Origin of the sequence: Pedobacter roseus (assembly GCF_014395225.1) — a bacterium.
GTDB classification, from domain to species: Bacteria; Bacteroidota; Bacteroidia; order Sphingobacteriales; family Sphingobacteriaceae; genus Pedobacter; species Pedobacter roseus.
Window position 1 is genome coordinate 1806755 of sequence record NZ_CP060723.1, and the last position, 26103, is coordinate 1832857.

A 26103-nucleotide genomic window follows, 5' to 3' on the forward strand; every position below is an offset into this window, starting at 1 on the left:
TTGTTTTATGAGAATTTGCGGATTGAAACTTACACATGACGGTGCTATAGCTTTGATTGAAGATAATAGGTTGGTCTTTTGTATGGAGCTTGAAAAGTTAGATAACAATTCAAGATATAGTATGATCGATGAGGCTTCCATAATTGAAGAAATCTTAAATGAACAGGGATACGAGATTTCACAAATAGACCATTTTGTGATAGATGGTTGGGGAGGCTATAATCCTGATGAACTTGCAATACAACCTCGTCTCAAACTCGGGAAGGAGTTTAATTATCTCTCGATCTTTAATAATAATAACATCTACGAATTGAAAGTGGCCCAATATCAAGAGGAAAATTTAAAGAGAAATATCCTTGAGCCCTTGAAATTTGACGGATTGAAAATTAAACAGCATCAGATCTCTTACGAAAGCTACTTACATGTTACAGGGCATGTATTAAGCTCATATTGCACAAGCCCTTTTGCTCAAAATGGAGAAGATGCATTTGTGTTGATTTGGGACGGCGGAATGTTTCCAAACTTATATCACGTTGAATATAAAACCAATACGATAGTAAATTTGGGGCCATTATTTCTTTTAATAGGGAATACGTATACCATCTTTTCACAACATTTCCATCCTTTTAAAACAACAGGTGTTTTCGCTAAAGATGATCTTGGACTCGCAGGGAAAATAATGGCATATGTAGCTTTAGGAGACTGTAAACCTCAACTGTTTGACATCTTTGATGATTTAATTGGGAGGGGTTTCAAGAATGCGATGGGATATGCAAATGTTTTTGCAAATGACCTTAAAAAAGAATTAAATAATCAACAGATCGTTTATGAAGATCAAGATATACTTAGAACATTTCACGAATATATGGGTAAAATGTTGGTGGAGAAATTATCAAAGAAAGTAAAGCGGACAGACAGGGCTCCCCAAAATTTATGCTTGGCAGGCGGTTGCGCGCTCAATATTAAGTGGAATAGTATAGTGCGGGATTCTGGTATTTTTAAACACGTCTACGTACCACCCTTTCCGAACGACTCTGGTAGTGCCATAGGGGTAGCGTGTGCAAAAATGGTTGAAACATCCAATAAAATGTCATTAGAATGGAATGTTTATAGTGGGCCTACTATTATCAAGAACAATCCGACCTCAGGTTGGGGCAGTAAGGCTTTTGATAAGAAGCAATTAGCTCAACTTTTATTCAGCGATGGGGATCCTATAATAGTCCTAAGTGGAAAAGCGGAACTGGGGCCAAGAGCTCTTGGGAACAGAAGTATAATAGCTCCCGCCGTAGCTAAGGATATACGGCAAAAACTTAACTTAATAAAATTACGGGAAGATTACCGGCCGATATCACCGATATGCTTAGAACAATTTGCAGGTGAGATATTTGTGCCAGGTACACCTGACCCTTATATGCTGTTTGATCACCAGGTAAAAGATAAATGGAAGGATAGGGTGCCAGGCATCGTGCATTTGGATAACTCCTCTCGGCTACAAACAATCAATAAGTTACAGAATCCTTTTTTGGCTGAATTGATATATGAATATTATTTGTTAAGCGGCATTCCGTTGATATGTAATACCAGTGCCAACTTTAACGGACGAGGCTTTTTTCCAGATGTTTATTCAGCTACCGAGTGGGGCATGTGTAGATATGTTTGGTGTGATAACACGCTATATTATAAAAATTAAACTGTAGGCGCATATGAGTTCAAAATTTGAAAAGATTGCTGTTATTGGAATGTCGGGTAGGTTTCCAGGTGCCGAAAATCTAGACGATTTATACAGGATATTATGTAGTGGAGGAGATGCCGTAAATGAATTGTCTACAAAAAGGAAAGTAGATACAACTTTAAATATGAAAGACACTTATACAGTTGGTGGTTTTCTAGAGGATATAGATAAATTTGATTACAACTTTTTTAACTACGCGCCAATTGAAGCAATTTCAATGGACCCGCACATCAGACTGTCGTTGGAAAACAGTTATCACTGTTTTGAAAATTCAGGATATGCTCCTGAGTTTTTTAAAGGAAGCAATACAATAGTCGTAAGTTCCGTATCATCTTTAGAATATTATCGTCATGCTGACGAATTCAATTCGTCATTGGTTACCGGGAATACCCCAGCATTTCTCTCTGCGGCAATAAGTCGTAAATTTGATTTGAGGGGAAGTTCTATCGTAGTGGACACATCTTGTTCTTCTAGTCTTTCTGCAATACAGATAGCCTGTGACTCGATTAATTTAGGACGTTCGGATTACGCTCTTGTTGTTAGTACCTGTCTTAACTTATTTCCCAACAAAAACAATGCCCATCCCCTAGGATTGAGTTCAAAAGAGGGCAGATCAAGATCATTTTCATACGATGCTGATGGAATGGCACTTGGAGAAGCTGCTGCTGTTTTATTACTTAAGCCACTAGTGAAAGCTTTACGCGATAAAGATAATATTCATGCTGTTATTAGAAGCATTGCGGGAAATAACAATGGGAATATGTCCGCAAGCCCTACAGCTCCGGATAGTCTTTCTCAAGCGACGCTACTTCTAGAATCATGGAGTATGGCGGGTATAGTTCCACGAGATATTGGATTGATAGAAGGGCATGGATCTGGGACCGAACTTGGTGACTCTATCGAAGTTGCAGGTATAGACTTAGCATTTAAAAAAAGCATTCAGGACATTCATTTTTGTTCGTTATCTACAATAAAAACTAATATCGGTCATGCAGGAAAGGCATCTGGAATAGCAGGTTTTATTAAAGCGATCCTGTCGGTGAAAAACGGTAAGCTTTTCAAAAACCTACATTTCACGAAACCCAATCCGTTGATCAATTTTCAAAATTCTGCCGTTAGAATTCAGGAAAGGCTAGAGGAGTGGTCAACGGCAGAAGATAAGCTCCGAATTGCAGGGGTGAGTTCAATGGGATTAAGTGGTACGAATTATCACTCGATTATCGAACAGGCACCTCAACGGGAAGACAAAAACAGCGGTAGGCAACAACTCTTGTTCATTTCAGGTACCTCAAAAGCAGCAGTTAGAGGAAAAGTCAAACAGCTTATTGAGATGAATCTTGATATGGTAAACATACACGATCTTTGCCATACACTGATTGTCGGTCGCGATCATTTTAAGGTAAGAGAAGCAATTATTGTTCGTAATAAAAAAGACGTAACAACTTTTTTAAACGAATACATTGAAAATAAGTCCCATTCCCTTCCTTTTGATTGTAAACTGAATCCGGTGTTACTATCCCTTCAGCCAGTTAGCTATATTGATAAGGCCAATCTCTTAGCCCACTACCCGTTGTTCAATGAAGTATACAAAAGATGCTTGTCATTCTCTGAGTATCCGGAGAACCCAATGGTGTTAGAACTTGCATATGAGTACAGTTTTCTACAGCTTTTAAAACAAACCGGTATCAATGCGAGGACGATCTTGTCAGTTGGGTTGGGAGACGTTATCTTACAGATAGAAAACGATACTATATCTCTTGCAACGGCATTATCAGTAGTTCATAATGTTGATTATCAGGAGATTAATGATTTGGAAGTGCGAACGGAGGAAATGTTATTGCGTGAAAAAGAATTCGGATATCCATTTTTTATTGACCTATGTGGCAGCAGCGTTGTAGGGGAAATATTGAAGAAACATGATAAATTTGGTGAGGAGTTTACAATAGTAGCAGATCAATTAACCGACCCCTTATTGAACGTTTTACTCCATTGGTATAAGTTGGGTGGTAATTTAAATTGGTCATACGTTTCGGACTTGAATCCAGGTAACAAGATTGTTTTGCCAGGTTACCCATTTGAGAGGAAACATTGTTGGTTAAGAGAACTACCTAGAAGTCCAATTACCGAAGCAACTGATACAGTTATTAAAAGTGTCAGCTCTGATATTAATGATATTGAGTCAATCATTTTGAGGGTGTGGGAAGAAGAAGCTAAACTTTTTCCTTCAACTAACGAGGATGATTTTTTCGAATTAGGAGGAAGTTCGCTTGCGGCTACAAAAGTAATAATAAGATTGAATTCAATGTTTGAACTCTCATTAGCTTTTGAAGACATGTTTGATTTTTCAACGGTTGTTAAGCTTACAAAATTTGTCGTTGACAGAATCGATACTTCATTTTACATAAAACAGCTCTGGAAAAGATATCTCAAAATTGACATTATCAAAGATGATGATGATTTTTTCAGCCTTGGGGGACACTCACTTATCGCTAATAATCTTATAAATGGAGTATGGAAACAGTTTGGAATCAGGTTAAATTTTGAACATATCTTTACTAATAGAACTTTTGGCGAGTTTGTTTTGCTTATCAAGAATCTTGAGCTTATCCAGAATAATAAATCGGAATATATACCAAAGATAAATGTTGGAGAAGAGTCTGTCCTTTCTTCTTCACAACGCCGCCTATGGATACTCGGGCAGTTATTAGTTGGGAATACTGCCTATAACATGCCTGGAGTTTATGTTTTCTCCGGAGCACTTGATAGCATGGCACTGTCCCGGAGTTTTCTTTCTCTTCTGGAGCGTCATGAGATCCTGCGTACTGTCTTTCGGGGGACGATGAGGGCAATGTGCTCCAAGTGGTTGTCGAACTGGATTTCCTGGGGCTTTCTTTGGTCGAGAGTGACCACCGTGGATCTGGTCGGGATGCTGTGGATGGTCTCATCGAACTTGACTTTGGTACATCATTCGATCTTTCGTCAGGTCCGCTTCTGCGTGCTCACCTTTACCGTACCGGAGATGATGAGTGGGTGTTCACCTATGTGATGCACCACATCATCAGTGATGGCTGGTCGATGGGTATTCTGGTCCGCGAGCTTCTGGATCTTTACAATGGCGAGGTTACGGGCATTCCCGCAGATCTTCCGGTGCTTGGCATCCAGTACCGTGACTATGCTGCCTGGGAGCAGTCTAACCTTTCGGGGGATGTTTATGCCGGGCACCGTGATTACTGGTTGGATCAGCTTTCCGGGGATCTACCCGTTCTTGATCTGTGGAGCGACCGCCCGCGTCCTGCAGTGAAGACCTATACTGGCGGTGTAGTTCACTGTATACTTGACAGAGAGTTGTCGGATAGCCTCCGTTCGCTGTGCCACCAGAGCGGATCGACGCTTTTCATGGGGCTTCTTTCTGTGGTGAACATCCTTCTCTACCGTTATAGTGGCCAGGACGATATTATTGTTGGCACGCCGATGGCCGGGCGTGAGCACCCTGACCTTGAGGGCCAGATCGGTTTCTATGTGAATACGCTTGCGCTCCGGACCCGCCTCAGCGGAAGTAAGAGCTTCCGTGAGGTACTGGGGGATGTGCGTGGGGTCTGCCTTGATGCATATGAGCACCAGGCCTATCCGTTCGATAAGCTTGTAGAGGAACTTGGCCTGCAGCGGGATATGAGCAGAAACCCTCTGTTCGATGTTGCTGTCGTGTTACAAAATACCGAGGCCGTTTTGGAACGGAATTTTAACGGCCTTCTTGTTTCTAAATATGGTACGAAGGAGTATCAGATCAGCAAGTTTGACCTCACATTTACCTTCTTTGAGGTAGATGGGGGCATAGCCCTGAATATCGAGTACAACAGCGACTTGTATGATATTACAAGCATCGAGCGGATGTCTGGTCATTTCTGCCTTCTCCTAGACCAGTTGCTAACCTCTCCTGATGGCGCTTTGGGTGAGGCCGATTATATTGGCCAGGCAGAGCGTGACGTTCTGCTTGGGGAGTTCAATGCCACCTCAACAGCCTTTCCATCCAAGCAGACGATCGTGGATCTTTTCGAGGAACAGGTATTGTTGATGGGGGATTCTACAGCTGTTGTTTTCGGCAGCGATCGCATCAGCTATGCAGAGCTTAACGCCCGTTCGAACCGTCTTGCGCATTATCTTCGTAAAGAGCACGGGATCCGTCGCGGCGAGCTGGTTGGGATCCTTTTGGATCGCAGCGACTGGATGGTTGTTTCTATTCTTGGTGTATTAAAGTCTGGCGGGGCCTATGTTCCCATTGACCCTGAGTATCCCGCTGATCGGATCGCCTACATACTTTCAGACAGTGGCTGCAGGACTGTTATAGACAGTACAGAGCTTTTGCGTTTCTTTCAGGTAATGGGTAGTTTTTCCGCCGCAGATTCAGTAGCTGTATGCATTCCTACCGATCTTGCATACGTGATCTATACCTCCGGTTCGACTGGCACACCTAAAGGAGTGATGGTCGAGCACCGGAACATGGCGCATCTTGTGAGGTCGCAAGGGCCTTTGGAACTTAAAGGCAACAAGACTCTACTTTGTACTGCAGGTACATCATTTGATGTTAGTGTTTATGAATACTGGGGTATCCTGGCCCATGGTGGTCAGCTTGTACTTTGCGGAACCGATATCCTGCTGGAACCAGCGCGTCTTTCCGGCGAAATGATCAGTGAGAATGTCGATACGATGTGGCTGACCTCAGGCTGGCTGAATCAGCTGGTAGATTTCGATATCGAGATGTTTGGAAAACTCCGGACACTTATCGCGGGCGGTGATATTCTATCCCCTGACCATATCAACAGGCTTGTAGGGAGATATCCTTTATTAAATATAGTAAATGGTTATGGTCCTACAGAGACCACTGTGTTCTCTACATCATTCGCTATTAATGGTGAACAAATGGGCAGTATACCAATCGGTCGTCCGATATCGAACAGCCGGGTTTATATAATTGACGGTTTTGGTGGTCTCAGCGGTATCGGTGTCCCGGGGGAGATCTGTGTTGGTGGTGCAGGGGTCGCCCGGGGTTACCTTAACCTTCCTGAACTGACTTCATCACGGTTTGTTCCCGACCCTTATTTCCCAGGGGAGCGGATGTACCTAACGGGTGACCTTGGCCGTTGGCTTCCTGATGGCAACATCGAGTTCCTTGGCCGTTCTGACGATCAGGTCAAGATCAGGGGCTACCGTGTTGAGCTGGGCGAGATCGAGAACGTGCTTGTTGGACATCCCGGTATTGAGAGCTGTGTAGCTGCCGTTCGCGGCATCGGTTCGGATCGTGAGCTTGTATGTTACTTTACCGGCTCTTCTGAGCTTTCCAGCGGGGATCTCCGTTCCTATCTTTCCGGTCTACTTCCATCTTACATGGTGCCCGGGCACTATGTGCTCCTTGCGTCGCTTCCCCTTACGGGTAACGGAAAGGTGGACCGCCGCGCACTTCCGGACCCTGCGGGACTTGGTGTTTCCACGGGCATGGATTATGTTGCTCCCTCGACAGATACAGAGCGGGAGCTCGTATCTATCTGGGAAGAGGTGCTCGGCCGTGAGGGAATAGGTGTCAGGGACAATTTCTTCGAACTGGGAGGAGATTCCTTAAAAATTATAAGGGCAGCTAAACATATGTCTAAACAATTAAACTTTATGATAAAACCAACAGATCTGTTTCAGCATGTAAATATTCGTACAATTGTTGATGAGCTGTTAAATAAAAGTTCGTCTTATCTAGATGAAGAGATCTCAGCCAACGAACTCCTTTCTAACTTAAATAAGTTCAAAACAAATGAATCCGACTAGCAAATATAATGGCTTAGAAATCGCTATAATTGGGATATCTGCAAAGTTCTCTAAAAGTAATGATTACAGAGAGCTTTGGGAAAGTCTCAAACATGGGAAAGAACTAATAGAGGATTTATCTTCGGACGACATAATCGCAAATGAATTTGGTAGCAATGGTGCACCTAATAAACCTTTTATAAATAGGGGCAGCAGGATAATCAATAAGGATTGCTTTGATAATTATTTTTTTGATTATAGTCCGCTGGAAGCATCTCTGATGGATCCACAAATTAGACATTTTTTACAATCAAGCTGGAATGCATTAGAAGACGGAGGCTATTCATCGCAAAGGGATAAATTAAAAATTGGCCTGTTCGCTTCTGCATCTGAAAACGACAATTGGAAATTGTACGTACATTCTAAGAGTGCAGAAAGCTTGATTGATCCATATTATCTGCACCTGATCTCCAACGCACGAAATATACATACCATTACCTCAAACAAACTAAATCTAAGGGGGCCATCAATATTTGTAGATACAGCATGTTCATCATCATTGGTTGCTGTACACCTTGCTTGCAGAAGTTTATTGACTTTTGAATGTCAGATGGCTCTTGCGGGAGGGATTTCCTTGAGGAGTATAAAACAAAGTGGCTATTATTATCAGGCTGGGGAGTCGGTTCCAAAGATGGTTATTGCAGATCATTCGATCACGAAGCATCTGGGACAATTTTTACTGAGGGGTTAGGAATAGTTTTATTGAAGAGATTAAGTGATGCAATAAAGGATAACGACAATATTTATGCCGTCATAAAATCAAGCTTTGTAAATAACGACGGAAGTGATAAGGTTGGATATACGGCGCCAAGTGTAAAAGGTCAAATGATGTGTATCAAAGGAGCTCATAAACTTGCGGGGATATCAGGCGATGAAATCTCCTACGTGGAAGCCCACGGCTCAGCTACAATTTTAGGTGATCCAATTGAAGTTAGGGCGTTGAATGAAGCATTTGGCGTTGACAGCAGGAAGTTTTGCGCAATTGGTTCTATAAAAACAAATATTGGTCATACTGGCGTTGCGGCCGGTATTGCCGGCCTTATAAAGACTACATTATCTCTTCACCATAAAAAAATTCCGCCTTTAATTAATTACAGCATTGCGAATCCTGCGATCGAGTTTGGAAAAGGACCATTTTACATTAATAAGGATCTGATAAATTGGCCGGATAATAAAAAAACTGATAGGCTTAAAGCTGGAGTAAGTTCTTTTGGCATTGGAGGCACTAACGTTCATATGATCCTCGAAGAAACACCTATCATTGAGAAACTACCCCAAAAGAATAACTACAAAATACTAAAAGTATCGGCAAAGACAAAAGAATCCTTGGTACGTAATGTTGAGGATTTAAAAAAGTTTATCAGCGAATATCCAGAATTGAACTTGAATGATTTATGTTATACTCTTCAGGTAGGTAGACAAGATTTTCTCTTTAGAAAGGCTATTGTATTCAATGACAGGAATTCTCTTGTCAACCAGTTAATAAATTATAACGATCAAAAAAAATGTAACGTTAATCAACCTGAAATTGTTTTTATGTTTTCTGGGCAAGGAACCCAATATAGAAATATGGGCGCCGATTTATATCGGACCGAGACATTGTTCAGAATGCATATGGACCAAGGTTTTGACCTACTAAAAAAACTAACTGGTAAATGTTTTAAAAAGGTCTTGTATCAAGAGCAAGGGACTAGTGATGAAATCAATAACACCCAGTTTACTCAACCCCTGATATTTATTTTTGAATATGCCCTATGTAAACTTCTCATGTCTTTCGGGATATCTCCTGATTATATACTTGGACATAGTTTAGGGGAATATGCCGCCGCCTGTATAGGCGAAGTATTTGATTTTGAGCAGGCCGTAGCAATTGTCGTTAAGCGCGCAGAAGTTATGGGTAGACTGCCAGTCGGAGGAATGTTGAGTGCGAATATGAATAAACAGGTTGCCGCATCTTTTGCCGTTAATGGAATTAAAATTGCGGCTGTCAATAGCGCAACTCAGGTCGTATTTTCAGGCAGCGTAGAAGATATTGGGATTCTTAGGCAAAAACTTAATTCCATAGGTATCCCAAATATATTGTTAAATGTTTCTCATGCATTTCATTCAGCAGAGCATTCACCAAACTTGGAAGATTTCAATATCGAATTCGAAAATGTAAAATTACATAAGTCAAAATTTAGATATATCTCGGGTATTTCAGATAGTAGATTTTTGGACACGGAACTGACATCGGCTGATTATTGGGCTTCACATTTAACGACTGAAGTTGATTTTGAAAAATGTATCGCAAAGGTATTTTCTATAAAAGGAAGAAAATTATTTATCGAGATCGGAGCGGGAAATATTCTCACTAACCTTGTTAAGGATAATGCCCCCGCTGAAGTAGAGTACAATGTTACAAATCTCGTAAGACCGTCTAATTTCATGACAGATGACTCTAAATACTTTTCTCGTAAAATCGCCGATCTTTGGGAGTTAGGTATAGAAATCGATTGGCAATCCCAAGATAATACTGGCTTATATAAAACTTCTCTTCCTACATATTCATTTGAAGAAAATAAATTCCCTACGGAGGTATCTCTTTCCTCTAACGATCTTTTTTTTGATAAACTTGGGGAAAAAGAAATCGGAGCAAAAGTATATTTTCCAATTTGGGCTCAGGATAGAACTTTTTCACCCAACTTGACCCAGGGATCCAAAATCTATCTGTTTTTCTCCGTCAATAACAAGCTGATACAAAAAGCCATTGAAAGCTTAAGACTAAAAAACAGAGTAATTGAGGTTATAGTTGGGGAAACTTTCAAACAGAAATCTTCCGATGAAATCTCTATAAATCCAGTTTCTGTTGAGGATTATGAGAAATTACATTTTTTCTTGCAAGAAAATTATATTAATATTTCTGATGTTATATATTCATGGCCAATACTTGCAAAAGAATTTGAGCTTGAGGTAAAAAATGGAAATCAATCATTAGATTTTACATACTTTAATGTTGTAAAATTGCTGCAAGCGTTTGCAAATGAAAGTATTATTTCATTTAAGTCGTTATATATAGTTACCGATCGACTACATAGGATACTTGAAAGTGAGGCTATCTATAGTCAACAATCAATGGTTCTAGGGATTTTAAATTCATTACCACAGGAATATGATGTTTTATGCTCCAATATAGACCTCGATTTGTCTAAACGGTTTCTTGGTAGTGATCTTCAAGCTTTTTTAAGAATTATAGAGGACAGTAAAGTTCAAAAGATCATAGGTATTAGAAACGGTTGCAAATGGATTCGTTCTTTTCAGCCAATTGAAATTAACCCGTCAAAGGAAATATCATTAATTAGAAAAGGCAGTACAATCTTGATTACTGGGGGGCTAGGAAGTGTTGGTTATAATATTGCGAGGGATTTAATTTATAGTTTCGGAGCGCAGATAATTATAATTGGTAGAACTGATCTTGAATCTGAAGGAGTTGATTCTAAATTTCGCAGTATTTATCTGGACAGATTAAAGTATTTAAAACGTATGAATCCAAATACAGAATACGTTACTGCGGATATTTCTACTAAGGGTGAATTAGAAAAAGTGGTTGAAGGCCTGCATACTAAAGTTAATGCTGTAATTCACTCTGCAGGTGAGGTGGGTCATAAATATTTTGAGTTGATTGAGGATATAGGGTTTTCAAACAGCGAAAAACTTTTTCTACCCAAAATCCAAGGTATACATAATATCTATGATGTTTTCAAAGATAAAAATTTAGATTTCTGTCTCATAATATCCAGTTTGTCGGCTGTTCTTGGGGGTATTAGTCATTCATCTTACTCGTCTGCAAATGCATATATGGAGTATTTTATGTTAGAAAAGTGTAGGACCCTGAAAAACTGGAAATGTATAGGTTTTGACAGAATATCCTTTAAACCAAATGAGCTGGAAATTGAAAAGGGAGACGAGTTTTTGAATTCATATAAGATCTCCCTACAATTTGAAGAAATTTCGGTTTTGCATGAATGCACTAATGGAATAATAAATGAAAATTTTAAATTGGATATCACTAAGTCTGAGACTGGTGACGATTTTATTCTGAAGGGCATTGTAAGGGTTAAACGCCCCGAACAGATATCAACCTACGTAGAGCCACAGTCCGTTGTTGAGATAGAATTGATAAAAACTATCGAAAACCTTTTTGGTTTTCAGGGCATTGGAATTGAAGACAATTTTTTCGACTTGGGCGGTGACTCTCTCAAAGCTATGGTTTTACTAAGACAGATAACAAAACAATTCGGTATAAAATTTTCTCTCAAGGATCTTTTTGAGTTCAAGAATGTTAAGGAGATTTCGATTCAAATTGAAGGGCTAACCTCTAGCTATACACGTAGCAATAAAAAAACCTTGAGGATTAGCTAGGTACTCAACCGCTGCTTCCTAATTATAATATTTTTTATCAAAATCTAAAATAAATGAGAAAATTTACTTCAGTGAAAGATGTTGCAGATATCCACAAGATTGTAGGGGATGCAATTGAACTAAAAGAAAAACCACTTTTAGATTCGAAATTAGGTATAGGTAAAACTTTGGGAATAATCTTTATGAACCCAAGTTTAAGAAGCCGTATCAGTACACAAAAAGCCGCAATGAATTTAGGCTTGAATACAATTGTTATTAATATGGAAAAAGATTGTTGGGCATTAGAAACTAGAGACAATGTTATTATGGACGAAATAGCAGGTGAGCATATTAAAGAAGCTGCAGCGGTACTTGGGGAATATTGTGACATAATCGCAGTCCGAGATCTTCCAAAGATGAAGAGTCGAGATGATGATTATAGTGAGAATTTCCTAAAGAAACTTATTGAATATTCGGATGTACCTGTAATAAGTCTTGAGTGCGGTACATTACACCCACTACAGAGCCTGGCAGATTTAATTACGATTGAAGAAAATAAAAGAATCAAAAAACCAAAAGTAGTGCTTACCTGGGCCCCACATATAAAGCCTCTCCCTCAAGCTGTTCCCAATTCATTTTCAGAATGGATGTGCCGGGCACAAAGAGAAGGTCTTCTAGATTTTGTTATTACACATCCAAAAGGTTTGGAGCTTAAATCAGAATTTACGGAAGGTGCAACAATTGATTATGATCAGAACCATGCGTTATCCGACGCAGATTTCGTGTATGTGAAAAGTTGGTCCTCATATTCCGATTATGGTGAAAACTTCTCCAATGGGGGAGATTGGTTTTTTGATAACCAGAAGCTAAAGTTTACTAATGATGCTTATGTTATGCATTGCCTTCCCGTAAGAAGAGGAGTTGATATTGCAGATGAGATACTTGATGGACCAAATTCATTGGTTATTAAAGAGGCAGGAAATAGAGTATATGCTGCACAAATCATATTAAAAGAAATTTTAGGTAAGTTGTAGTGTCAGTCAATTAAAATGCAATTATGGTTATAGCTAAAAATAAATTTTCGTTTGGCAGGATGAGATTGTCGGTCTTAAAATTTTTCGAAGTACCGATTCGATATTTTTCGGCGCATTTGGCTGCTCTTAGCAAAATAGTAAAATATAGGAGGTATCTCGAAGAACTAAATCTTTCTTCCAGAAATGATATCTATATATCTACTTTCATGAAATCTGGAACGACTTGGATGCAAATGATTCTTTATCAGTTAACATCACATGGTGAAATGGATTTTAAGCATATATATGAAATATCCCCTTGGCTTGAACTCTATATGGAACGTGATCAAAGAATTAAATTCAAATCTAGCTTGATGTTTTTTAAAACGCATTTGGACTATAGACTTTTCCCTAGGAAATTTTCAGGAAAATTTATTGTCGTTTTGCGGAATGGTATGGATGCATCTGTATCTCAATATCATCATTTCAAAGACTGGGGGATGCCAAACTTGACCTTTCAGGAATCTTTTCATAAATTTTTTGCAGGTGATAGTGGGCATAAAAATTGGTTCGAGTATACTCGACGCTGGATGGAAAACCGGAAGAAATTAAATATATTATATATTAAGTATGAGGATTTGATAGCTAATTTTGAAGAGGTTTTATTAAAGATAGCCGATTTCTGTGGACTATCAATCAATGAAGACGAAATGCCCAGAATACTTAAGAAGTGTTCGTTCGACTATATGAAGTTACATGAAGATAAATTTGGTGCACCTAGACCAAATTTTGACATCCTTAGAAATTTTATTCGAATAGGCAAAGCTGGAAAGGGAAGTACGTATTATGATGATGAATTAATCCGGTCTTATAAAAAGCAATTCACTAAACAGTTATCAAAGTTCGAACTTCTCAGGGAATATATGCCCGATTAGCAAAGTGAAATTATTTTGGTAAAATTCAATAAGTTTTGTGATTTTTTAAATGCTATTTGGCTGGAAATCCACTTCATAGATCAAAAAAAATAGGATTGTTTATAATGTTTTATGGATATTAAAAATTTAGTCCAAAAAATCAAGGGTAATGGAATCGATCTCTCAGTTGATGGTGACGAACTTCTTGTTAGTTTTGACCAATTTAAAATTCCGTCTCATCTGTTAGCCACCATCAGGCACTATAAGAAAGAATTAGTAGAGTATCTTACATCTATCCTTGAGTATGAGTCTATTCCAAGGCTTCCAGATCAAGACAGTTATCAATTGTCATTTGCCCAGAATCGATTATGGATAATGAGCCAATTTTCTGAGGCTGGTTCTGCGTATAATGTATCTGGAGCATATATTTTTACTGGAAAGGTCGATAGCACTGCGCTTTCCCATAGCTTTTGGTCACTTATAGGCAGACATGAAATATTACGTACAGTTTTCAGAGAAGAACATTTTGGAAATACATGCCAGGTTGTATTGAATCTGTTTGATATTGCCTTTAGTCTTGGTATTTCTGATTGTAGAATCGATCGAGAAATAGATGGACGTATTAGTAATGACTTCGGTTCCCCTTTTGATCTTTCGGTAGGTCCGCTTCTGCGTGCCCACCTCTACCGTACAGGTGATGAGGAATGGGTGTTTACTTATGTGATGCACCACATCATCAGCGATGGCTGGTCGATGGGAATTCTTTTCCGTGAGCTTCTCGAACTTTACAACGGCGAGATTAAGGGTATTCCCATAGAACTTCCCACGTTGGGCATCCAGTATCGGGACTATGCCGCCTGGGAGCAGTCTAACCTTTCCAGAGATGTTTATGCCGGGCATCGGGATTACTGGCTTGGACAACTTTCCGGAGAACTTCCCGTTCTTGATCTTTGGAGCCACCGTCCCCGTCCTGCGGTGAAGACTTATAACGGTGGCGTTGTACATGGTATGGTTGAAAAGGATGTATCCGATGGTCTCCGTAACTTATGTCAACAGAGCGGATCGACGCTTTTTATGGGGCTTCTTTCTGTAGTGAACATCCTTCTCTACCGCTATAGCGGTCAGGATGATCTTATCGTTGGCACTCCGATGGCTGGCCGTGAGCACCCTGACCTTGAGGGCCAGATCGGTTTCTATGTGAACACGGTTGCACTCCGTACACGTCTCAACGGGAGCGAGAGCTTCCGTGATATTTTGGGACATGTGCGTGGTGTCTGCCTTGATGCATATGAGCATCAGGCTTATCCTTTCGATAAACTTGTAGAGGAACTTGGAATAAAGCACAACATGGGGCGCAATCCCTTGTTCGATGTTCAGGTAATACTAGATGTTGATGTAAAAAGTTTTTCTGTGCATGGTTTTGAAGATTTCTTAGTTGCAAATTACCATCTATCTAAGGAAACTTCCATCTTTGATTTGGTCTTTAGTTTCTCTGTAATTGAGAATGCTATAAAATTGACACTTAGATACAACAGTGATCTTTACGATTTTGCGAGCATCGAGCGAATGTCATCCCATTTCTTTGTTCTCCTTGACCAGCTGGTAACCTGTCCAGATGCTGCTGTAGGGTCGGCTAATTATGTTAGCGATGTGGAGCATAGCATTATTCTTGAGAAGTTTAATGCTATCTCAACAGCCTATCCTTCCGAAGAGACAGTTATGAGCCTTTTCGAGAAACAGGTATTGCTGAGGGGGGAGTCTCCGGCTGTTGTTTTTGGCGGAGATCAGCTCAGCTATGCAGAACTTAACGCCTATTCGAACCGTCTTGCGCATTACCTTCGGAATGAGCACGCGATCTGTGGCGGCGAGCTGGTTGGGATCCTGCTGGATCGCAGCGACTGGATGATTGTTTCTATCCTTGGTGTATTAAAGTCTGGCGGTGCCTATGTTCCCATTGACCCTGAGTATCCCTCTGAACGGATTGCCTATATGCTCTCGGACAGCGGGTGCCGCCTATTACTGACCCAGACGGCACATATGTTCGTTCTTGAGGGTTACCAAGGTGAGCTTTTTGCCGTTGACCTCCAACTGTCTTGTCTGTCGACTCCCTCTTTAAACCCTTTTGTAACCTGTGCTCCTACGGACCTTGCATATGTTATCTATACCTCGGGCTCAACGGGCGCCCCTAAGGGGGTGATGATCGAGCACAGGGGGGTCGCCAATACGATCTTGGGTCAGCAGGCTTTTTTTGGCATAAAACCAGGAGAGGCTGGCCTTCAGTTTGCCTCCGCTTCATTTGATGCCTCTGTTTCAGAAATATTCATTATCCTGTGCAGCGGGGCTACACTTTATATAGTTGAGGATTCTGTAAAGCAGAATCCTGTGCTTTTCTGTGAATACCTTTCATCCAATTCGATAGATATACTGACACTTCCGCCATCTTATTTGCATCTTCTTGATTTCGACAAAATCGGGACTGTTAGGAAACTTATAACTGCTGGCGAACCTGCAATCATATCGGATGCATCACGTTTTTTCCAACAGGGTAAATATTATAATGCATATGGCCCCACGGAATGCAGTATCTGTGTAACGATGTTTGAACTGAACAACAATTCTGGTTTCGAGAAATTTGTTCCTATCGGTCGTCCGATATCGAACAGCCGGGTTTATATAATTGACGGTTTTGGTGGTCTCAGCGGTATCGGTGTACCGGGGGAGATCTGTGTTGGTGGTGCAGGGGTCGCCCGGGTTACCTTAACCTTCCTGAACTGACCTTATCACGGTTTGTTCCCGACCCTTATTTCCCAGGGGAGCGGATGTACCTAACGGGTGACCTTGGCCGTTGGCTTCCTGATGGCAACATCGAGTTCCTTGGCCGTTCTGACGATCAAGTCAAGATCAGGGGCTACCGTGTTGAGCTGGGCGAGATCGAGAACGTGCTTGTTGGACATCCCGGTATTGAGAGCTGTGTTGCTGCCGTTCGCGGCATCGGTTCGGATCGTGAGCTTGTATGTTACTTTACCGGCTCTTCTGAGCTTTCCAGCGGGGATCTCCGTTCCTATCTTTCCGGTCTACTTCCATCTTACATGGTGCCCGGGCACTATGTGCTCCTTGCATCGCTTCCCCTTACGGGTAACGGAAAGGTGGACCGCCGTGCACTTCCGGACCCTGCGGGACTTGGTGTTTCCACGGGCATGGATTATGTTGCTCCCTCGACAGATATAGAGCGGGAGCTGGTATCTATCTGGGAAGAGGTGCTCGGCCGTGAGGGCATAGGTGTCATGGACAATTTTTTCGAGCTCGGGGGACACAGCCTTAAGGCTGTGCTGCTAAGCGGGCAAATACACAGAAGAACGGGCATCAAGATCGGTCTGGGAGATCTTTTCGGGCATCCAGTCCTTGCGCACCAGGCCATATTGTTATCTGAGGATATGAATATGCCGCACATTCCGATCCGTAGGATTGAGAAAACGGGTAGTTATCTACTCTCTTCATCCCAGCGCCGCCTATGGATAATAAGTCAGATAACGAATGCGGACGTTGCCTATAACATGCCTGGAGCCTATGTTTTCTCCGGAGCACTTGATAGCATGGCACTGTCCCGGAGTTTTCTTTCTCTTCTGGAGCGTCATGAGATCCTGCGTACTGTCTTTCGGGGGGACGATGAGGGCAATGTGCTCCAAGTGGTTGTCGAACTGGATTTCCTGGGGCTTTCTTTGGTCGAGAGTGACCACCGTGGATCTGGTCGGGATGCTGTGGATGGTCTCATCGAACTTGACTTTGGTACATCATTCGATCTTTCGTCAGGTCCGCTTCTGCGTGCTCACCTTTACCGTACCGGAGATGATGAGTGGGTGTTCACCTATGTGATGCACCACATCATCAGTGATGGCTGGTCGATGGGTATTCTGGTCCGCGAGCTTCTGGATCTTTACAATGGCGAGGTTACGGGCATTCCCGCAGATCTTCCGGTGCTTGGCATCCAGTACCGTGACTATGCTGCCTGGGAGCAGTCTAACCTTTCGGGGGATGTTTATGCCGGGCACCGTGATTACTGGTTGGATCAGCTTTCCGGGGATCTACCCGTTCTTGATCTGTGGAGCGACCGCCCGCGTCCTGCAGTGAAGACCTATACTGGCGGTGTAGTTCACTGTATACTTGACAGAGAGTTGTCGGATAGCCTCCGTTCGCTGTGCCACCAGAGCGGATCGACGCTTTTCATGGGGCTTCTTTCTGTGGTGAACATCCTTCTCTACCGTTATAGTGGCCAGGACGATATTATTGTTGGCACGCCGATGGCCGGGCGTGAGCACCCTGACCTTGAGGGCCAGATCGGTTTCTATGTGAATACGCTTGCGCTCCGGACCCGCCTCAGCGGAAGTAAGAGCTTCCGTGAGGTACTGGGGGATGTGCGTGGGGTCTGCCTTGATGCATATGAGCACCAGGCCTATCCGTTCGATAAGCTTGTAGAGGAACTTGGCCTGCAGCGGGATATGAGCAGAAACCCTCTGTTCGATGTTGCTGTCGTGTTACAAAATACCGATTCTCCGGCCGGTAGCGGCATTCCTGGGATTACGGTTTCGGCGTACCAGGCAGGCCAGACGACAATCAGCAAGTTTGACCTCACATTTACCTTCTTTGAGGTAGATGGCGGCATAGCCCTGAATATCGAGTATAACAGCGACTTGTATGATATTATAAGCATCGAGCGGATGTCTGGTCATTTCTGCCTTCTCCTTGGCCAGTTGCTAACCTCTCCTGATGGCGCTGTGGGTGAGGCCGATTATATTGGCCAGGCAGAGCGTGACGTTCTGCTTGGGGAGTTCAATGCCACCTCAACAGCCTTTCCATCCGAGCAGACGATCGTGGATCTTTTCGAGGAACAGGTATTGTTGATGGGGATTCTACAGCTGTTGTTTTCGGCAGCGATCGCATCAGCTATGCAGAGCTTAACGCCCGTTCGAACCGTCTTGCGCATTATCTTCGTAAAGAGCACGGGATCCGTCGCGGCGAGCTGGTTGGGATCCTTTTGGATCGCAGCGACTGGATGGTTGTTTCTATTCTTGGTGTATTAAAGTCTGGCGGGGCCTATGTTCCCATTGACCCTGAGTATCCCGCTGATCGGATCGCCTACATACTTTCAGACAGTGGCTGCAGGACTGTTATAGACAGTACAGAGCTTTTGCGTTTCTTTCAGGTAATGGATAGTTTTTCCGCCGCAGATTCAGTAGCTATATGCATTCCTACCGATCTTGCATACGTGATCTATACCTCCGGTTCGACTGGCACACCTAAAGGAGTAATGATCGAACATAAGGGCGTTGCTAATACAATCTTTGCTCAGCAGGCTTTCTTTGATATAAAGCAAAAGGAAGCAGGACTTCAGTTTGCTTCTGCTTCGTTTGATGCCTCTGTTTCAGAAATATTCATTATCCTATGCAGCGGAGGAGTACTTTATATAGTGAATGAAGCAGCCAAGCGGAACCCTATCTTATTTTCTGAGTATCTCTCTATCAACGCAATTGAAGTAATGACACTCCCCCCATCATATTTACACCTTCTCGATTTTAACAAAATACGGACCATTAAGAAACTTATAACTGCTGGCGAACCTGCGATTATACCAGATGCATTAAATTTTTCAAAGTATGGTAAATATTATAATGCATATGGTCCAACCGAGTGTAGCATTTGTGTAACTATGTCAGTTATAGAAGACGGAGATAATTTCGATGGACCGATTCCTATCGGTCGTCCGATATCGAACAGCCGTGTTTATATACTTGACGTTTCGGGCCATCTTTGCGGTATCGGCATTCCGGGTGAGATCTGTGTTTCCGGTGCGGGGCTAGCGCGGGGCTACCTTAACCGTCCCGAGCTGACTGCGGAGCGTTTTGTTCCGAACCCTTATCTGGCTGGGGAGCTGATGTACCTTACGGGTGACATCGGCCGCTGGCTGGCTGACGGTAACATTGAGTTCCTGGGGCGTGCTGATGACCAGGTGAAGGTCCGTGGTTACCGGATCGAGCTTGGGGAGATCGAGAGTGTTCTCCAGGGTCATGCGGATGTTGATTCGTGTGTTGTGGTTGCGCGTGAGAACAGTTCGGGGGATAAGGACCTTATCGCTTATGTGGTGGGTTCGGAAGGCCTTGACGTATCGGTCCTGCGGGGCTACCTTGGGGCATCCTTCCCCAGTACATGGTTCCCGGCCACTATGTGGGGCTTGCCTCTCTTCCGCTGACGCCAAACGGTAAGGTGGACCGCCGTTCCCTTCCGGATCCAGAGAGGCTTGAGCTTGGCAGCGGGAGGGAGTATATTGCTCCGCGCACAGAGACGGAGCGTGCACTGGTTTCGATCTGGCAGGATGTACTTGGAAAGGAGGGGATTGGGGTAAAAGACAACTTCTTCGAGCTTGGGGGAAATAGCTTAAGTATACTCAAAATAATTATTAAGTTGAGGAACAGATTTAGGATAGAAGTAAATTTTAATGAAATTCTTGTGTATCCAGTTTTAGATGAATTTGCACGAAAAATTGAAATTCAGTTTTGGTTGAAGAATACTAACGATACCAATAGTTTAACTTCTGATAATGAACGATTCATATTTTAATTTGAATTGGGTGTTTTATAATTATTTAACAAATCTATAATTAAATATATGATAAGAAATAATATTGATGGGATAGAAGAAATTTTGCAGACCTTAAAATCATTGAATGCAATTGTATCTGTAAGCGAAGGGCGGTTGATCGTAGATGCGAAAGCTGGAGTAATTAATCAGGATTTGAAATTCCGTATCAATAAATATAAGCTACTGCTAATTGAACATATTCTCAAAGCCCAAAAGGATTCTTTTTCTGTCATTTCCGCTGTTCCCGGATCTGGTTCTTATGCTTTGTCATCGTCCCAGCGCCGATTATGGATATTGAGCCAGTTTCCTGAGGCGAATGTGGCATACAATATGCCCGGTGTTTATGTTTTCAGCGGTTCGGTGAACGCGGATGGTCTTTTTCACAGTTTTTCACAGCTGCAGGAGCGGCATGAGATCCTGCGTACGGTTTTCCGGGAGGATGGTGAGGGTGTTGTCCGTCAGGTCGTTCTTACTTCGTCTGAGAGCGGTTTCTTTCTTGAGCAGCGGGACCTTCAGGGAAAAGATGCTTCTTTTGTCGATTCGGTTGTTGAGTCCGATTTTGTTCGTCCCTTTGATCTTTCGTCAGGCCCTCTTTTCCGGGCTGGTCTTTACCGTGTATCGCAGGACCGCTGGGTCTTCACCTATGTGATGCACCATATCATAAGCGATGGCTGGAGCATGGGTATACTTATCCGTGAGCTTCTTTCTCTCTACAACAGTTATGTTCTTGGTGAAGAGAACGCTTTGCCTCCCTTGCGTATCCAGTACCGGGATTACGCCGCCTGGCAGCAGGCCGAGTTGTCGGGTTCCCGTTATGAGGAACACCGTTCCTACTGGCTGGACCATCTGTCGGGTGAGCTTCCTGTTCTTGAGCTCTTAGGTGGCCGAGCCCGCCCATCGGTAAAGACATACAATGGTGGTGTTGTACACCGTATGCTCGGTTCAGATCTGAGCAGTGGCCTGAGATCTTTGAGCCAGGAACGGGGCGCTACGCTTTTCATGGGCCTACTGGCGTGCGTTAATGTTCTGCTATACCGCTACAGCGGCCAGAGCGATCTGATCATAGGTACGCCTATGGCCGGTCGTGAGCATTCTGACCTTGAGGACCAGATCGGTTTCTATGTGAATACGGTAGCACTACGGAGCCGTTTTTCGGGTTCGGACAGTTTTCTTGAACTGGTTGACCATGTCCGTGGGGTAAGCCTTGGGGCCTATGAGCACCAGGCCTATCCGTTCGATGAGCTGCTGGAAGAACTTCACCTGCAGCGTGACATGAGCAGAAGTCCCCTGTTTGATGTTCAGGTTGTCTTAAATGAAATCAAAGAAGAAAACAGAAATCTTTCTGAGCTAAATGTCGAAAAATACGACGTAAGCTTGAAAACGAGTCGGTTTGATATTGTTTTTAGTTTTGTCGATAACAATGAGAAGTTAGGATTAAGTATTGTCTACAACAGTGACATTTATGATGAGCCGGCGATGTTGCGTATGTCCGGCCATTTTGAGCATCTCCTTTCCGGCCTGCTGTCCAGTCCAGATGCTCCCGTTGGGGATATTGATTACCTTGGTACTGTGGAGCGTTCGCTGTTATTGGGGGATTTCAATTCGACAGGTTCAGACTATCCGCGGGACCGCAGTATAGTTGATCTTTTCGAGGAGCAGGTTCTGCTCTGCCCCGAGCATACAGCAGTAGTTTTTGGTTCAGTGCGTCTGAGCTACAGCGAACTGAACATGCTTTCCAACCGTCTTGCCCATTATCTCCGGGAGGTCCATGGCATCGGTGCGGGCGATCTTGTGGGAATCCTTCAGGACCGCAGTGATTTGCTGATCGTTTCTATTCTGGGTGTTCTTAAATCTGGAGGGGCCTATGTTCCCATCGACCCTGACTATCCCCGGGATCGGATTGATTACATGCTAAAGGAAACAAACCCCAAAACCCTTCTCACGCAGACCGAATATGTCTTTGGTCTGGAGTCTTTTCCGGGCGAACTTTTCGCTGTCGATATCCAGCTGTCAGGTCTGGATACCTCGGCAGAGAACCCTGTAGGAGTTTCTGGGGCTGATGACCTTGCGTATGTGATCTACACTTCGGGTTCGACCGGAACCCCAAAAGGTGTAATGATTGAACATGGAGCTTTGGTTGATCTATCGGTTTGGCAGAAAAAATATTTTAATTTAAAAATTGGAAATAGGATATCTCAAATGGGGTCATTGAGTTTCGATGCATCCGTTGGAGAAATCATAATGTCACTTACTAATGGATGTGAACTAATTATTATTGAAAATCGTGAATTCTTTAATCTGATAAACATTATAAACGAACATAATATTGATATTGTTGTAACAGTTCCATCCTTGCTAAAACAATTAAATCCGCGTGAATTGTATACTAATCCCAAAATCATATCTGTTGGTGAAAAATGTTCGGCAGAACTGTTTAATGCCTGGAAAAATAATTGTTATTTTATAAACGGCTATGGGCCGACGGAATATACTGTTTACTCACATGTATGGCATGGTGAGGTAGGCGTTGATACTGTGCCCATTGGGAAACCTAGGTTTAACCTTAAAACCTATATTTTAGATCCATATTTGAACTTGGCCCCTATTAACGCATATGGTGGAATCTATTTAAGTGGACCAGGTGTTGCAAGAGGTTATTTTAATGATACAGAGAAAACTTTTAAAGCATTTATACCAAATTATTTCTATTTAAACGAAATATGTTTTGATAAGGATGAGCTTGTTCAGGAAATAGCTTTACGTTCAATAAATGTATCTAAAGCTACAGAGACAATCAATTTAGTGAATAAACTGATTGAAACTAATACTGTTGAAGAAGTTATTTCGGACGTTAGACATTGCTTTGATCATGAATTAAGAGAGAAAACCCTACAAATTATTAGAGAAAACTTTCACGATGAGGAATTCAAACAGGGGTTTATAAGATACTATTACGAAGGAAAACTAAACAATTATCATTCTGAAGGAATTACATGGGATTTGTTACAAAAAATCCTAGGTGTTACATTATCGACATCATCAAAGATTGTTGACCTAGGATGTGGAAATGGAGAATTATTGATAAACATCCAAAAACATGGATTTAAAAATATTGTAGGTATTGATACTAACCCCTTCTTTGTCCAAAATTTATTAGGAAAAGATATTAATTGTATTAGTTCTAGAATAGATTGTAAGTCAAACGATTTTTTTTCTCAGAAAGGGTTAACTCATGCTTCTTTTGACGTTGTTGTTAGTATACTAACTTTAGATAGAGTACAATATCCCTTAAATTTAATTCAAAACATGTCTTTATTGCTTAGAGAAGGCGGTGAATTTATTTTAGGAACATTATTGCCGGTAATAGAATTTGAAGATGGACTGGATCAAAGTATTGATAGGTATACAAGAAAAGAAAATAAGATTTCCCCCGGCAACAATGAAAGAGAAGATAAATATTATCTCCTTGCTACTTTAATCGATTTTGATATTAATGATATACAGATTCATAAAATAAAGAATACCGTTCAAAGCAAGAATGGTTTGCAGGATTATACACTACATGTTTTTCATGGAACTAAAAAGAAAAATCCCTTCACCAAGGATTATAATAGGATGTACCTTACAGGTGATATCGGCCGCTGGCTGCCTGACGGTAACATTGAGTTCCTGGGACGTGCTGATGACCAGGTGAAGGTCCGTGGTTACCGGATCGAGCTTGGGGAGATCGAGAATGTTCTCCAGAGGCATGCGGATATTGATTCGTGCGTGGTGGTTGCTCGTGAGAACAGTTCGGGGGATAAGGACCTTATCGCTTATATGGTGGGTTCGGATGGTCTTGATGTATCGGCTCTCCGGGGCTACCTTACGGGCATCCTTCCCCAGTACATGGTTCCCGGTCATTATGTTCGTCTGTCCACGCTCCCGCTGACTTCGAATGGTAAGGTGGACCGCCGTTCCCTTCCGGATCCAGAGGGGCTTGAGCTTGGCAGCGGGAGGGAGTATGTTGCTCCGCACACAGAGACGGAGCGTGCACTGGTTTCGATCTGGCAGGATGTACTTGGAAAGGAGGGGATTGGGGTAAAAGACAGCTTTTTCGAACTTGGGGGGATTCTATAAAGATCCTGCGAATGATAAGTGAGTTTCGTAATGCCATGCATATTGATCTGAACATATCAGAAGTTTACAAAGGGGAACTATTGAGAATATACTAAATCAGTTTTCCTTGGGACATATGATTCGTGAAGATAATGGGCTGCGATTACAGGAGATCGATAATTGGATTGAAGAGCTCAAGCTTAAAATTCTTTCTGTAGATAACTTTTTAGATAAGGAAAATATAGAAGATATCTACCCAATGAGCGATATTGAGAAGGGAATGACATATGGATCTGTTTTAAATCGGGACTCCAGCGTTTACCATAGTCAAATGGTTCAGAGAAAAATTTTCAGCGATTTTGACATCGGTCGTTTCTCTTCCGCATTAGACTTTCTTATTGAAAAACATTCTATTTTGAGAACCGGATTCAATCTTACAGATTACGAAACTGAAATTCAAATCGTCTATAAAAAAGTATCAATCCCATTGACCTATGAAAATATATCAGATATTTCAAGGGGAGAACAGGAAATTGCTATACAGGAGTTTATGAAGGCGGAAATAGGCAGTTTTAACGATATATCAAGGGCTCCTCTTTGGCAGATGAATGTTTTTAATTTAGGTGAAAATGAGTTAGTGTTTGTTTTTCAGTCCCACCATGCGATAATAGACGGATGGAGTGAATCCATGTTTTTGACTGAACTGAATAATTTATATTTACGTTTAGAAAAGGAACCTGATTATAGGCCAGACAAGCTAAAAACAAGTTATAGAGATTTTATACTCCAACATGAACTAGACAAGAGCAATGTTTCTATAAAATCTTTCTGGAAAAAGGAATTGGAAGGGCATACACGCTTAGACATCTTTGCGGGTGAGGAGGAGACGGAGCGCTACTCATTCTCTGTGGACAGCGATACTGTTGCGGCAATAACAGATTTTGCACAAAAATCAAAGATTAGCGTCAAATCAGTTGCATTAAGTGCGTTTGTTTACCTGTTAAAGGTTCTGGAATACGGAGAAGAAGTAATCACAGGTGTTGTAACCAATACGCGTCCAACATGTGAGGATAGTGACAAGATCTTAGGTTGCTTTCTAAATACAATTCCTTTCAGGGTAAAATTTGATGAGGACAAATCCTGTTCTTCCTTTATGGCTGATATTAACCAGAAATTAATTGAGCTAAAAGCCTACGAAAGATTGAGCCTGTTAGAAATTGCAAAGGGTGAGGATAAACCATCTAAATCAGTTAATCCATTCTTCGATGTGATTTTTAACTATGTCGATTTCCACAGCTATAACGATATCCTACACGAAGAAAAAGATAACGAAAATGTTGAGTCAATTAATCTTTTTGGTAACGACCGCACTAATACTTATTTAGATTTTACGGTCAATGTCACGGGGGGCAATTTGGTATTGGTGTTAATCTAAGCAAAAAGCTAAAATCCAACTTTGGCGCCGAGAGATTTTGTAATATAT

General features: G+C 42.0%; 10 protein-coding genes and 3 pseudogenes. All 13 read left to right on the forward strand.

Annotated features, from left to right (window positions below; genetic code table 11):
- The first annotated feature begins 7 nt into the window (after positions 1 to 7).
- Positions 8 to 1690, forward strand: coding sequence for a carbamoyltransferase N-terminal domain-containing protein (locus tag H9L23_RS07580; protein WP_187594388.1), 1683 nt, complete (start codon positions 8 to 10; stop codon positions 1688 to 1690).
- 49 nt (positions 1691 to 1739) lie between these two features.
- A pseudogene (locus tag H9L23_RS26535) lies at positions 1740 to 4505 on the forward strand (beta-ketoacyl synthase N-terminal-like domain-containing protein); the annotation flags it as partial.
- A gap of 86 nt (positions 4506 to 4591) precedes the next feature.
- A complete protein-coding gene (locus H9L23_RS26840; RefSeq protein WP_187594389.1) occupies positions 4592 to 7543 on the forward strand; it encodes a non-ribosomal peptide synthetase in 2952 nt (983 codons plus the stop codon).
- A pseudogene (locus tag H9L23_RS07605) lies at positions 7530 to 11389 on the forward strand (type I polyketide synthase); the annotation flags it as partial. The gene H9L23_RS26840 and the pseudogene H9L23_RS07605, both read left to right, overlap by 14 nt.
- A gap of 438 nt (positions 11390 to 11827) precedes the next feature.
- Positions 11828 to 11983, forward strand: a complete 156-nt coding sequence (locus H9L23_RS27035) for an acyl carrier protein (RefSeq protein ID WP_394355253.1) — start codon at positions 11828 to 11830, stop codon at positions 11981 to 11983.
- A gap of 53 nt (positions 11984 to 12036) precedes the next feature.
- A complete protein-coding gene (locus H9L23_RS07610; RefSeq protein WP_187594391.1) occupies positions 12037 to 12996 on the forward strand; it encodes a Rossmann-fold NAD(P)-binding domain-containing protein in 960 nt (319 codons plus the stop codon).
- Positions 12997 to 13019: 23 nt separating this feature from the next.
- A complete protein-coding gene (locus tag H9L23_RS07615) occupies positions 13020 to 13910 on the forward strand; it encodes a sulfotransferase domain-containing protein (protein WP_187594392.1) in 891 nt (296 codons plus the stop codon).
- A 111-nt stretch (positions 13911 to 14021) separates the two neighbouring features.
- Positions 14022 to 16664, forward strand: coding sequence for a non-ribosomal peptide synthetase (locus H9L23_RS07620; protein WP_187594393.1), 2643 nt, complete (start codon positions 14022 to 14024; stop codon positions 16662 to 16664).
- Positions 16665 to 16708: 44 nt separating this feature from the next.
- Positions 16709 to 18649 (forward strand): annotated as a pseudogene (locus tag H9L23_RS26550) (condensation domain-containing protein); the annotation flags it as partial.
- 176 nt (positions 18650 to 18825) lie between these two features.
- Positions 18826 to 20133, forward strand: coding sequence for a non-ribosomal peptide synthetase (locus tag H9L23_RS07630; protein ID WP_246474950.1), 1308 nt, complete (start codon positions 18826 to 18828; stop codon positions 20131 to 20133).
- On the forward strand, positions 20091 to 20501 hold the full coding sequence (locus H9L23_RS07635) for a phosphopantetheine-binding protein (protein ID WP_187594396.1): 411 nt from the start codon (positions 20091 to 20093) through the stop codon (positions 20499 to 20501). The genes H9L23_RS07630 and H9L23_RS07635 overlap by 43 nt, the downstream gene beginning before the upstream one ends.
- A gap of 48 nt (positions 20502 to 20549) precedes the next feature.
- Positions 20550 to 24641: a condensation domain-containing protein gene (locus H9L23_RS07640; protein WP_187594397.1), complete on the forward strand. Its 4092-nt coding sequence runs from the start codon at positions 20550 to 20552 to the stop codon at positions 24639 to 24641.
- Between the two features lie 115 nt (positions 24642 to 24756).
- On the forward strand, positions 24757 to 26055 hold the full coding sequence (locus tag H9L23_RS07645) for a condensation domain-containing protein (RefSeq protein ID WP_187594398.1): 1299 nt from the start codon (positions 24757 to 24759) through the stop codon (positions 26053 to 26055).
- The last annotated feature ends 48 nt before the right edge of the window (positions 26056 to 26103 follow it).